Here is a 13,690-nt window from a genome sequence, read left to right as displayed (position 1 = left end):
GACAATGCAACGTCACAAATTTGCAAGAAATGTGGCGTTAAATTGTCATATTTGCAACGTAACATCCGCCAAAATGCAGACACATTAAGGTGTGAATATGTTCACTGTTGAAGAAGTTATAAAAAAACATTACCCACAAGCAGAAAACAACCCTTGGCTTTCGAAACCGCTGCAATTCGCCTTACGACACTTACTTCATGAAAAAGAAATGTTGGAATTTGGGCAGACCTATCCAAATATCCAAGGCATTGATTTTATTGAGCAGGTACTGGAATACTTTAATATTAGTTACTCCGTTAGAGATATTGAAAAAGAACGCATCCCAAGCTCAGGACGGGTTGTGGTGATTGCTAACCACCCTATCGGCTCGCTAGACGCCTTAGCGTTATTAAAATTGTTATGTGCAATAAGACCCGACGTAAAAGTCGTTGCCAATCAGATGTTGATGACCTTAGAGCCACTACAAGACATGTTACTGCCAGTCAATAACATGCATGGAGGCACCCCTAAAGAGCATCTTCAAAATATTCATCAACATCTTAAGCAAGAAGGGGCTGTGCTGATTTTTCCTGCTGGCGAAGTCTCACGTTTACGTCCTCAAGGCGTTAGAGACACACGCTGGAATTCAGGTTTTTTGAAAATTGCTCGCTCTACAAACTCCCCCATCTTGCCAACTTTTATTGACGCCAAAAATTCACCACTTTTCTACGGCGTTTCCATGTTATACAAACCTTTGGCTACCGCGTTATTGGTCAAAGAAATGTTCAAACAAAAACGCAAACATTTACCCATTCGAATAGGCGAAATAGTGCCGGTAGAGTCATACAACCACAACACCTTATCGCGCACTCAACATGTCAAATTATTCAAAAAACACCTGTATAAAATCGCGTCAGGTAAACGTGGTGTTTATAAAACCCAAACGGCCATCGCACTACCAGAGAACCGTAAAACATTGTCGAAAGCCATTAAAGCAGAATGTGAGTTATTGGGTGAAACCGGTGATGGCAAGCTTATCTATTTATATCAATATGCTAAATCATCTCCGATTATGCGTGAAATAGGACGACTTAGAGAGGTGGCTTTTCGTGCTGTGGGTGAAGGCAGTAATAGGCGCAGAGATATTGATAAGTTTGACAATCATTACTTACAGCTGATCTTATGGGATAGAGATGATCTGGAAATTGCCGGAGCTTACCGCATTGGTGATGCAAAAAGAATTGTCGAAAAATATGGTATAGATGGACTTTATTCAAGTACTTTGTTTAATTACCAAGACAGCATGACCCCCTACTTTGAACACGGCTTAGAGCTGGGGCGAAGTTTTGTACAACCACGCTATTGGGGTAGACGCAGCTTAGATTATTTGTGGTACGGAATAGGCGCTTTTATCCAGAAAAATCCTCAATACCGCTATTTATTCGGTCCTGTTAGTTTAAGTAACTCTTATCCTAGCGCGGCAAAAAGTATGATTGTGCAGTTTTATCAGTTGTATTTTCCACCGCAGGAACATCTGGCCAGTTCAAAGCTACCCTATGAGATGAGCGAACAACTCACTTCACCATTTACTGGTGAAAATTACAAACAAGACTTCACGACGTTAAAACACTTATTAGCGAATATGGGCATGCTTGTACCAACTTTGTATAAGCAATATTCTGAGACTTACGATGATAATGGTCTGCAATTTTTGGACTTTAATATCGATCCTGACTTTAACGACTGTATTGATGGGCTAGTTTTGGGCGATATTTCCAAAATGAAAGCTAAAAAGCAACAGCGTTATCTGCAGCAGGATATTAAAAAAGCTAGCTAACTTAGAATGCAAGTAAAAGCCTAACCAGTGGATATTCACGATTCACCATTGACTATTGCTGTTGAATCGCATTATCGTTGATAGCATCTGAGCTACTTTAGCCACTTGCCAGCTCTACGCTGATGTTAGGAGGAATACATTGCTGCGCTTTTTATTTTTAATACCCATTGCGCTATTCCTGATTTGGATAGTCTACCTAAAAACCCACGGTTACAGTTTAGATGACGGCAAAAAAGGATTTATTAAAATCCTAGTGATTTCAATCGGTATTGCTGCGACCTATTTGATCTTAATGTGGATACTTTGAACAATTTCATCCTCATTAACCTAGGTGTTTTTACCAGCACTTCTTAGGCTCACGCTGCATGGATTGATTAATGCTTAGGATGCTGCATGTTGAGTCTTTTTTTTGATTATTTTGTGCTTTTGCAAATAGGGTAAAGGTTGCTCCGCCCTTTATTTCTGCGGAGTAGATATAATGTTCGGAATTTTCTAAGCCCAATTCTTCAACACTTGCATAACGCCCATTAGTAATTCGAAATTGCCCTTGCATAAGGGTACTTTCGAGCATCTGATTTTGCGCCTGCTGCCGCCGTGATTTTAAGATATTTCCGCTAAAAACATTACCCGATATGGCCACTAAAATGGCAATGATTGCCAAGGTAATCATTAATTCGATTAAGCTAACTCCTTTGCTCATAAAACTGTACTCCATCTTTTTTAAATTTTCATATACTCAATATCAGTAAAGCACATGGAAAATTTAAAAGGGTATTGAAAGTGCGTTTAAATAAAAAACATCAACTTAGATCTCACCTCAATAGAGGGCTTACCATTTTAGAAATGATGGTGGTACTTACAATTATCGCTCTACTTGCTGCAATTGGCGGCCCATCAATAATTCAAACTTTACGCCATCAGCAATTGAAGGCTTCTTTGCAGACCAGTTACTTTTTACTGCAACAAGCTAAATCCACGGCAATCACACAGAATAAAAACATTACCGTGCAATTTAAAAATGGCGACAACTGGTGTATCGCATTAAGCGATACGGGCCCTTGCAATTGCCAAGTAAAATCGCTGTGTAGTGTGGATAACATAGAGTATCGCGTATCGGCTGAAGATTATCCTCACATCTTATTTTCGAAAATTACCATGGGAAAAGATCAGGCTATTATCTTTGACGGGGTCAGAGGCACTGCAATTGGCAATGCAGGCTCCGGTGTGTTTAGCAATGGCACTGAAGCCGCCAAACTCATTGTGAGCAATTTAGGTCGAGTCAGAATTTGCATGCACAGTGGTCACTTAGGAGCTTTCCAAATATGTTAAGTAGACAACTAAGAGCACTTGGTTTTTCGCTAATTGAATTACTTATTGCCATGGTAATTGGAATGTCGGCATTGGCCAGTTTAGCCGGATTTATTGGTAATGCCGCAGCTTCTAATAGCAAGTTCTTAATGCTAATGCGTTTAAATGAGGAACTTAATACCGTAACAAACTTGATCACTGCAGAAATACAGCGAACAGGTTACAACGCTGAAATAACCGCTGCGATAAATAATCCTGATATTTACCTCAGCCAATTTCATCAACCTATTGTTATTTCCAAGCACCCTAAAGAGAGCAGTGATAGCTGCATACTCTATGCGTACGATAAAGATAAAAATGGCGTTATCAATTTAGAAGGAAGTGATGAAAATTACGGATTTCGACTACATAACGACGCAGTTGAGATGCGTCAAGATGGCGCTGATTGTGCTGCTGGCGGTTGGCAAGATCTGACCGACAGCAGTGTCACTTCTGTTGAGGAGTTACGATTCAGCATCATTTTCACATCCGAATCGACAATAGGTATCCGGATACATATATCAGCCTCAGTAAAACAGCATAGCACCATGAGTAAGCAAATTACTCGAGATGTGTATGCACATAGCCAGCAAAATGTTTAAGCCTAATCGAGCCAAGCAACTGGGTGCAATGATGTTAATCACAGTGACCTTATTGTTGCTGCTGACTTCGACCATCATTGTATATAGCGCTAGGGTTAGCCTAGTAAAGCATCGAGTTAGCCTGAATACACAAAATAAGGTAACCGCTGAGAATATGGCAGCGTTAGGTAACTTCCGATTGCTGTCGCAAATTAGTCAACAGCCGCAACAAGAACTGCCTAAACTAAACATGCTAATAGAAGGACAAGGACAGTATTCTGCTGAAATGAAAAGCTTACAAACTGAGCGATTTAGTCATCAAATGCGCGTCATAAAAATTAGCACTACAGGCACATCAGAAGACCATTTAGCCAACATAGAGGTTTCCCAACATATTATTGCATACCCGCTAATTCGCACATTGCCTAAGGCAGCATTAATAGTTGGTAAATCCATATCTATCGAAAATAAGTTAAAATTAGTTGCTAACCCCAACGGTGCAGGTATAGGTTTGCCTTTGTCCCTGTGGACGTCCGACAAAATCGATATCACTACCTTAGACCTAATTACCTGTCAGCAGTATGAATATATCAATGGCGAATGTGAATCATCCCCCTTGAGTATGGGTCAGCAGAAAAATGGCGATATTGTGGATAATCCGAAGGATTTTCCCAAGGACATATTTACTTACCTGACGAATTTACCGGTTAAATACCGAACACAGCTATTAGATGAGGCTGATAAAGTCATTTCCCACTGTGAAGACCTGAACAATCTAAGTTCAGGATTAATATGGGTGAAAGGCGATTGTAAACTAAGTAAAGAAACCACAGTGGGTACAACAGAACGTCCTGTCATGTTAATAATTGCGAATGGCAATTTGGTTTTTTCTGAAAACTCAGGAGTCCAAGGTATTGTGCTGATGTTGAAGCCATTTGATTCAATTTTGGCAGCCCTCATTGAAGTCAACGGGCCTGCAGTAATTGAAGGTGCGCTCATCGCTAGCGAATCAATTTCATTTAACAACCTACCTTTAACCATAAAATATAATGCTGTTGTGTTAGACAATTTTCGGCAATCTCCAAGTAACTGGCGAATCGCACTTGTACCTAATAGTTGGCGCAACTTCTGATGCCTTTAATAGATGGAGCGCCACAAAAGTTATCACAGGGCTTTTCACTCGTTGAAGTGATGATAGCGTCATTAATATTGCTTGTGGGAATAACGGGGTTTGCAACTATGCAAAACCGCATAATGCAATCAGAAAAATCCTTAGATTTACACGCTAAAGCGGTCCAAATTGCGAAACAAAAAATGGCTGAGCTTAGCTATTTTGAACGTAATCAAACAGACGACGGTAAAACCAGCTACCAATCAATCGCTGACGATAAAGGGGGCGCTTCAGCGGCAGGTGAGATTGAAATAATCGAAAATGCGCATACGGATAATAGCGCTAAATTTAAGCAGCACTGGCAGGTTACAGAGCAATATTATGTTGATTCTGATGATGATGGTAAAGCTGACAAGTGGGTAAATGATGAAGATAAAGATGCACCAGCTCCGCTACCTTCGTTAGCAGACAGAAAAGCCGTAACCGTTAAGGTAAGCTGGCTAGGTAGTGACGGCAAAACCCAACAATATGAGTTAAGTGGTTTTATTGCCCCTATCCCCACAAATAGAAGTTTTCATGTATTTCATAAAACGCCAGAGGGTAACTTAGTAGCCAAAAATCAAATATCAATGACGAGTCAGAAAAATCTCGTTAAACACAAATTAGACGAAGATTTAGTACAGGCAAGTTTACCCATTAAATTCGACGAAAAAACTAAAATCAGCACAGCGAGTACGATTAGGTTGGTGCTCGATGAAGATTCAAAACACGCCACAATACAACAACAAAGAGAATTTGCCTTCGCCCAGTGTCGATGTGCATTGTCCACTGAAACTAAGGCTAAAACGCCAGCACAAGTTGTCATTGATGGAAACCAGTTGGCAATCAAAAAAGGGCTGTGGAAAATCAAAGCCTCAGGTATTGCCGAACCAGGTCAGTCCCCATTGTGTTCTAGTTGCTGTCGTGACCATCACGATACAAAGGATATGCTGACAAATCAAAATTACTATAGAAACGAAAGTGGTAGTGCGCACAAACATTTTAAAGTCGTCAGCGAAGGCAAATATATTAGTGCCAGCAAGATTGGTGATCAATATGATGAAGTATGCCGCTTTGAACGAGTTGATGGCGACTTTGAGTTACTAGCAGATTTACATTCCCTGCAAACCATTTCTTTTCTCAAAAATCAGATGACGGAGGAGTTCAGTAACCAATATCAACAATATGTATCAAACCTGATTAAGAGTCACGTTTTAGAAAAAGCTTTACCTTTATCACCACTTGAAAATACCTTGCTGATGTCGCCATCTGCAGCTCAACTTGAGTTGAGAAGTATCTATGTGGAACGGCTTCAACATGAAGACAACGAAGTCATTAAAAAAATGCTCCTCGACGGCGACTCTGATTGGCAAAGCTTGATACCTTTTTTAGATTTTGAGATAACCATGCAAGCTATCTGGAATAGCAGTAATGAACTCGTTGCTAAGGTTAGCAATCAGCCGAAGCAAAGTGTATTTTCTCCCGAAGAGTTACAATATGCATCTTATAGTAAGGGCCGTTTAATTGCCTTAATGGCTGGCAGCAGTGAATTATCAAATGAAATAAACAAAGGTAACGAAGGCCTAATTGGCTCCCCTTCCATTTCAATGTTTAATCAATATCAAACAATATCTAGCAGAGTACTCCAGCTAAAGGTGAAGGGGGGCGATACACCTGGCCTAATCGTGGATATATTTTGTACGAACACTGAGGATGATATTCAACAGCCCTGTAATGAGAAGCAACTTGCACAAATAAGTAAACTTAAAATGGCACCTGAAAAAAGCGAGTTTAGCTGTAATATTGAAATGTTAACAAACCCTAATACTAGTTTCTTTAGCTGCTCAAACGCTCCTAAAGGCTGGCTGGGCAAGATTGTTATTGATACCAGTCTGCTCGAATCGAGTGTCAATTTAGTTTGGAGAGATCCTAGTGAAAAAACCACAATGGGCACTAGCTTTGGATTGATAAAGCCATTAATTGAAACATCCCACTCTGACTATTGGTTGATAGTAGAATTTGATAGCTGAGCTAAATTCAGGTGGTAGTCTCCCCATGCGTTAGCAACCATAAAAGGCAAACTTCAGGCATAAAAAAGGCCAGTGAGACTGGCCTTTTGAGAACTAATTATGAATTACTGAATATACACTTCGATATCTGCTTTTGCTTTCAATGCTTCAATTAGGTTAGTAATTTCAGTTTGAGATTGCATTTGGCCTAGTTGACGTTGCATGGCTATCACCTGCTCTGCAGGTAATGCCGCGGAGCTGTTCACATTGTTTAGCTGCACAACACCAATATCACCGTTGGCTAGTTCCACTACCGCTTTATTTTGCTCAGGATTAGCTGATAATTGAAATACTTTATCAACAATCGCCGCTGGAATTTCACTACCGAATCTAGCCACATCAGCTTGTAGTTCCCAACCAAGGTTTTTTTCAGCAAGTTTATCGGATATATCAGTACCGTCTTGTAAATCAGCCAATAAAGACTGCGCCCAAGCTTTAGCTGCTTCTTGCGCTTTTTGAGCAGTAAGCTGAATGACGATCTCAGGTTTAACTTCATCTAGTGACTTAGTGCGCTCTGCTTCGTGTTCTTTAACACGAATAATCATCACATTATTCTCACCAATTGAAATCAGTTCACTATTTACACGATCTGCAATTAACTCTTCTGAAAATGCTTGGTTCACTACCAATGGACTTGAAACCTCTGCTGGAGGCGCATTTTGAGTAAACAACTCCGTAGATTTCACTTCAGTATCTAATGCTTCTGCAACTTCGACCAAACCATTTGGCATTTCAAATGCCAACTCAGCAGCGGTGTTCTGAAGAATAAAGAACTCTTCAACTGCTTTTTCCCGTCTTACTTGTTCAGTTAAGGTATCTTTAACTTCGGCAAAAGGCGTTACTTGCTGATCTTTAATCTCAGTAAGCTTAATGATTTGTAATCCGAAATCAGACTCAACAATATCGGTAATGTCACCCACATTTTCAAGATTGAATGCTGCATCTTCAAATTCACTATCCATATCACCGCGAGCAATAAAATCTAAGTCACCACCATTTTCAGCAGAAAACGCGTCATCTGATACTTCAGAAGCAACTTTTGCAAAATCTTCGCCACCACGTACACGCGCTAAAGTAGCTTCAGCTTTCGCCCTGGCAGCTTCTTCGTCATCACCAAATTCGATAAGAATAAGTGAAAGTTTTCTTTGTTCAGCAGTTTGGAAATCATTAGAAGATCTATTGTATAAGTCTTCTACTTCTTGTTCTGTCACTTCAATACCTGACATCAAATCATCAGCATTAAGCTCAATATATTCCAAGCTTACTTTTTCTTGAGTATCGAACTGAGCAAGGTTTTGTTGATAATATACTTCAATATCCTGATCGTTTACTTCTACTGATGAAGCAAAATCAGCCGAGGGCACTGAGAAATATTGAATATCGCGAGTTTGCAATTGCAGGGAAAGAACTTTAGAGGCTTCAGACTTTAGACTAAACTCACTGCCTAACATCGCGCTGACGAACTGTTGTCGCGTCATTTCGCTACGTAGGTAGTCTTTGAAGGTACTAGGTTGAAAGCCAACTTGACGTAATGTCGCTTTAAAACGCTCATTATCAAAAGATTGACCAACTTGAAACTCTGGCATATTGACAATACTTTCACGAATTTGCTCGTCGCTAACACGCAAACCAATTTCTTCGGCTGCTTGCTCCATCAACTTATCCGCGATAAGTCTATCCAGAATACTCTTACGAAACTGATTCAAATACGCAGTATCAGCGGCAAGTATGCTGAAGCTTTCTCCGAATTGTGCTTCCATCCGTGCACGCTCATTCTGATACGCACGATCAAATGTAGTTTGGGATATTTCACTTCCATTAACCGATGCAGCTGCATTGCTTGATGAAGATACATAACCGCCAACGCCCGCGAAGACGAAACTTAAAATAACTAAACCTAGGATCACTACAGCCCAAGTGCCTTGCGATCCTTCTCTAATTTTTTCCAACATATGCGTCTTTTCTCTCCGACGGACTAATGAATTCAACCGTGTTAAACGTTTTCTACACGGTAATAAAGCGGCAGGATTATAACGTGAAAAATGGTTTGATCACCAGTGATATACCCAAGTAAAACGAATTCAGCGGTTGTTTCGAATAATTATTTAAAATTTATTCACATTGGAGGCCAACTTAACCCCCTAATAAGCAACCAACTCATTGCGCTTTGCGCTTTTTAGTTTTTTCGTACTAAACATACAAAAAGGGCGATGATCGCTCATCGCCCTTTTTTAAAAGACTAAAATTCTTAGTTACAAGAATCTTTAAGTGCTTTACCAGCTTTGAAAGAAGGCACTTTCGCTGCAGCAATCTGGATAGTTTCGCCAGTTTGCGGGTTACGACCACTGCGAGCTGAACGCTCACGAACTGAGAATGTACCAAAGCCAACTAGCGCTACTTGATCGCCGTCTTTAAGAGCTGCAGTAACTGCATCGGTAAATGAATCAAGAGCACGACCAGCAGCTGCTTTAGAAATATCTGCACCAGCAGCAATACTATCGATTAGTTGAGACTTGTTCACAATAGATCCCCTTCATTTGTTTTTATTTATTGTTCCGCACATTTTTTATTACGGTCACGTTATAGCAAGCTTAATTTTTAATTTCAAGCAATGTTTTACGATTTTTTTACATTTATGAATCGTCTCAATCCCTTTTGTGATAAGGCTTCTGACGAATCTGTGCTAAAGGCTATCATATCTTTTAACTTAGGGAAGCCCTAAAATCCAAAAAATATAAAAAAATAGCCGTTATTGGTTACTTTTTATTCGATTTCACTTTTTCGGGGCTAAAACCCTCAGGGTTTTCCTGTAATGCCAAGTTCAAAACCTCATCAATCCATTGGACTGCGTGAATATCTAGGTCTTGTTTGACGTTATCTGGAATCTCTTCAAGATCACGTTCGTTGTCTTTAGGAATCACTACTGTTTTAATTCCACCACGGTGAGCGGCCAGTAATTTTTCTTTCAACCCACCGATGGCTAACACTTCACCACGAAGTGTAATCTCACCAGTCATAGCCACTTCAGCTTTAACTGGATTACCGGTCAGAGAAGAAACCAAAGCTGTGCACATTGCGATACCCGCACTTGGACCATCTTTTGGCGTCGCTCCTTCAGGAACGTGCACATGGATATCACGTTTTTCATGGAAATCTTCGTTGATACGTAATTTCTCAGCTCGGCTACGTACAACTGTCATTGCCGTTTTAATGGACTCGAGCATTACGTCGCCCAAAGATCCGGTAAAGGTTGTTTTCCCTTTTCCAGGCACTGAGGTTGTTTCAATTGTGAGCAAATCACCGCCAACAGACGTCCAAGCGAGTCCAGTTACCTGACCAATTTGATTGCTGCCTTCGGCTTTTCCATAATCAAAACGTTGAACACCTAAGAAATCTTTTAAATTATCTTGGTTAGCAACAACTTGCTTTATCGATTTATCCAGTAAAATGTTTTTCACTGCTTTGCGACAAATCTTGGAAATCTCTCGTTCCAAGCTACGTACGCCGGCTTCCCGAGTGTAATAACGAATAATGCCAATAATCGCCGAATCTTCAATGACCAATTCACCGGTTTTAAGTCCGTTTCTGGACATCTGCTTTTCAACCAGGTGACGGGTGGCTATGTTCAGCTTCTCGTCCTCTGTGTAACCAGATAAGCGAATAACTTCCATACGGTCTAACAATGGACCGGGGATATTCATACTGTTAGACGTCGCGACGAACATCACGTCTGACAAATCATAATCCACTTCTAGATAATGATCGCTAAAGGTGCCGTTTTGCTCGGGATCTAACACTTCTAACAATGCAGAAGAGGGATCACCACGCATGTCTGAAGACATTTTGTCAATTTCATCTAGTAAAAATAGTGGATTTTTAACCCCTACTTTCGCCATTTTTTGAATCAATTTACCTGGCATCGAGCCAATGTAAGTGCGTCTATGACCACGAATCTCAGCTTCATCACGCACTCCACCAAGGGCCATTCTCACGTATTTACGGCCGGTAGCTTTGGCGATTGACTGTCCCAATGAGGTTTTACCCACTCCAGGAGGACCAACTAAGCATAAAATTGGACCTTTGAGCTTCTTAACTCGCTGTTGAACCGCTAAGTACTCAATGATTCTTTCTTTAACTTTGTCCAAACCGTAGTGGTCTGAGTCAAGAATATCGTCAGCTTTGGCTAAATCTTTCTTAACCACACTGCGTTTATTCCAAGGTACATTTGCTAGCCAATCAATATAACTGCGCACTACAGTCGCTTCCGCAGACATTGGCGACATCATTTTAAGTTTGCGTAGTTCAGCCGTTGCCTTTTCTTTTGCCTCTTCAGGCATTTTAGCTTCTTCAATCTTTTTAGCTAAGGCTTCAAATTCATCTGGAGTTTCATCCAGCTCACCCAATTCTTTTTGGATAGCCTTCATCTGCTCATTCAGATAATACTCACGTTGGCTTTTTTCCATTTGCTTTTTAACCCGAGTACGGATTTTTTTCTCTACTTGAAGCAAATCGATTTCGTTTTCCATGAGTGCCATCAAATACTCTAAACGCTCATTCACGCCTTCCATTTCGAGTACTTTTTGTTTTTCAGACAGTTTCAATGGCATATGTGCCGCCATCGTATCTGCAAGCCTAGCGGCTTCTTCGATACCACTAAGAGAGGTTAACACCTCTGGTGGGATCTTTTTATTCAGTTTAACGTAACCTTCGAACTGAGAAATTGCTGAGCGTATCAACACTTCTTGCTCGTTTTCTGCAACCTCTTGATCTTCTTTACGCACAACTTCTGCAACAAAGAATTCGTCGGTTTGTAAAAATGTTTGAATTTGACCTCGTACGTTACCTTCAACCAACACTTTCACTGTGCCGTCAGGTAATTTAAGAAGCTGTAAAATCGTTGCGATGGTACCAACTTGATACACATCATCTGTCTCTGGCTCATCTACGCCAGCGTCTTTTTGGGCAACCAAAAAAATCTGCTTATCTTTGTCCATTGCTGCTTCTAAACAACGGATAGATTTTTCTCTGCCAACGAACAATGGGATAACCATGTGGGGATACACCACCACATCACGCAATGCCAATACTGGCATTTCAATGCGATCTACTCGCTCATCTGTCATGCTACATCTCGTTTTAGTTAACTGCTAGAAAGGTAATGCTTATGTATATGGGGTTAACACAGTAAAGTTCAATTAAATAACACTACGATACTATGAAATCTTATTCAAATTATATTTTTATCTTTGAAAATCAGAAAGTTAAATAGACTAACAATATGAATTAATTTACCTAAATTAAATTAGGTAGAATTACGCTTAAGCATTAGGGGGACTTAGATAGAGTATCGAGTTAATTAACGCGTAGATAATAATAAAGGCTCCGAAGAGCCTTTAAATTTCTAACTAGTTTATTCTGCGGCGGCTTTTTTATCTGTACCGCTGTCGTAAATAAGGATGGGTTTAGATTCCCCTTTGATGACTGTTTCATCAATAACCACTTTACTTACGCCTGTCATCGAAGGTAAATCATACATTGTTTCCAACAAAACACCTTCAACGATAGATCTCAATCCACGTGCACCAGTTTTTCGCTGCATTGCTTTGTTGGCAATAGCATGCAAAGCATCTTCTCGAAACTCTAACTCAGTATCTTCCATTGCGAACAATGCACCGTATTGCTTAGTTAGCGCATTCTTAGGCTCTTGAAGAATTTGGATTAATGCTTCTTCGTTCAACTCTTCTAAACTAGTAAGAACGGGCAGACGACCTATAAATTCTGGAATCAGTCCATATTTCACCAAGTCTTCTGGTTCTACTTTTTTGAATAGTTCATTAGATGCTTTTTTATCGTCTTTACTTTTAACTGTTGCACCAAAACCAATACCAGAGCCCACCGCTGCGCGCTGCTCTATGACTTTATCCAAGCCAGCAAATGCACCACCACAGATGAATAGGATCTTAGAAGTATCAACTTGCAAAAACTCTTGTTGAGGATGTTTACGGCCACCTTGAGGTGGAACCGAAGCAATAGTACCTTCAATTAGTTTTAATAGTGCTTGCTGAACACCTTCACCTGAAACATCACGGGTAATCGAAGGATTATCAGACTTCCTAGATATTTTGTCTATTTCATCAATGTAAACTATGCCGCGCTGCGCTTTTTCGACGTCATAATCACATTTTTGCAATAATTTTTGAATAATATTTTCAACGTCTTCACCCACATAACCGGCTTCGGTTAATGTAGTTGCATCGGCCATCGTAAATGGCACGTCTAAAAGCCTTGCAAGTGTTTCTGCAAGCAATGTTTTACCACTACCAGTAGGTCCAATAAGTAGAATGTTACTCTTACTTAATTCAATGCCATTATGTACGTCGCCACTTCTAAGTCGTTTATAGTGATTATAAACAGCAACAGACAATACTTTTTTAGCGTGTTCTTGACCAATCACATACTCATCAAGATGGGCATGGATTTCTTTTGGTTTAGGTAAAGCGTCTTGCTTTTTCTTAGGCGAAATCTCTTTAATTTCTTCACGAATAATATCGTTACAAAGTTCGACACATTCGTCGCAAATGAACACTGAAGGTCCAGCGATAAGTTTGCGCACTTCGTGCTGACTCTTACCGCAGAACGAGCAATACAATAGCTTGTTGTCGCCGTCTGTGTTTTGCTTATCACTCATTTATCAATTGCCCCTTCCAATTCGTCATATCGTTTTGTG

General features: G+C 40.2%; 10 protein-coding genes. 5 read left to right on the top strand and 5 right to left on the bottom strand.

From position 1 onward, the window contains the following. Nucleotides 1-97: 97 nt before the first annotated feature. Nucleotides 98-1,816 carry a GNAT family N-acyltransferase gene (locus tag KO530_RS18635; protein WP_216049967.1) on the top strand — a complete coding sequence of 573 codons (1,719 nt, stop codon included), beginning with the start codon at nt 98-100 and terminating at the stop codon, nt 1,814-1,816. Between the two features lie 337 nt (nt 1,817-2,153). Here the strand turns inward: KO530_RS18635 and KO530_RS18630 are convergent, their stop codons facing one another. Then, entirely contained in the window at nt 2,154-2,516 is a 363-nt protein-coding gene (locus KO530_RS18630) for a type IV pilin protein (RefSeq protein WP_216049966.1), read from the bottom strand. Nucleotides 2,517-2,596: 80 nt separating this feature from the next. On the opposite strand from KO530_RS18630, the gene KO530_RS18625 reads away from it, so the two are divergent. Genes KO530_RS18625 through KO530_RS18610 form a run of 4 tightly spaced genes read left to right on the top strand, consistent with a single transcriptional unit; the run spans nt 2,597 to nt 6,924 of the window. Next, nucleotides 2,597-3,145 (top strand): GspH/FimT family pseudopilin, encoded by a 549-nt coding sequence (locus KO530_RS18625; protein ID WP_303499558.1) that lies wholly within the window; start codon nt 2,597-2,599, stop codon nt 3,143-3,145. Beyond that, complete coding sequence (locus KO530_RS18620) at nt 3,139-3,765, top strand: prepilin-type N-terminal cleavage/methylation domain-containing protein (protein ID WP_216049965.1); 627 nt, start codon at nt 3,139-3,141, stop codon at nt 3,763-3,765. The genes KO530_RS18625 and KO530_RS18620 overlap by 7 nt, the downstream gene beginning before the upstream one ends. Further along, entirely contained in the window at nt 3,758-4,876 is a 1,119-nt protein-coding gene (locus KO530_RS18615; protein WP_216049964.1) for a hypothetical protein, read from the top strand. The genes KO530_RS18620 and KO530_RS18615 overlap by 8 nt, the downstream gene beginning before the upstream one ends. Further along, on the top strand, nt 4,876-6,924 hold the full coding sequence (locus KO530_RS18610; protein ID WP_216049963.1) for a type IV pilus modification PilV family protein: 2,049 nt from the start codon (nt 4,876-4,878) through the stop codon (nt 6,922-6,924). The genes KO530_RS18615 and KO530_RS18610 overlap by 1 nt, the downstream gene beginning before the upstream one ends. A 104-nt stretch (nt 6,925-7,028) precedes the next feature. On the opposite strand, the gene KO530_RS18605 is transcribed toward KO530_RS18610, so the two are convergent. The 4 genes from KO530_RS18605 to clpX all read right to left on the bottom strand — a co-directional run bounded on the left by KO530_RS18605 (nt 7,029) and on the right by clpX (nt 13,651). Then, complete coding sequence (locus KO530_RS18605) at nt 7,029-8,915, bottom strand: SurA N-terminal domain-containing protein (protein ID WP_216049962.1); 1,887 nt, start codon at nt 8,913-8,915, stop codon at nt 7,029-7,031. Nucleotides 8,916-9,211: 296 nt separating this feature from the next. Further along, on the bottom strand, nt 9,212-9,484 hold the full coding sequence (gene hupB, locus KO530_RS18600; protein ID WP_008844220.1) for a nucleoid-associated protein HU-beta: 273 nt from the start codon (nt 9,482-9,484) through the stop codon (nt 9,212-9,214). Between the two features lie 235 nt (nt 9,485-9,719). Then, nucleotides 9,720-12,086, bottom strand: coding sequence for an endopeptidase La (gene lon / locus KO530_RS18595; protein WP_216049961.1), 2,367 nt, complete (start codon nt 12,084-12,086; stop codon nt 9,720-9,722). Between the two features lie 287 nt (nt 12,087-12,373). Then, entirely contained in the window at nt 12,374-13,651 is a 1,278-nt protein-coding gene (gene clpX / locus KO530_RS18590) for an ATP-dependent protease ATP-binding subunit ClpX (RefSeq protein WP_216049960.1), read from the bottom strand. Nucleotides 13,652-13,690: the final 39 nt, after the last annotated feature.

This window comes from Aliiglaciecola lipolytica (assembly GCF_018860635.1).
Taxonomy (GTDB): domain Bacteria; phylum Pseudomonadota; class Gammaproteobacteria; order Enterobacterales; family Alteromonadaceae; genus Aliiglaciecola; species Aliiglaciecola lipolytica_A.
The sequence above is the reverse complement of the archived record's forward strand: the minus strand, read 5'-3'. Positions and strand labels throughout refer to the sequence as shown.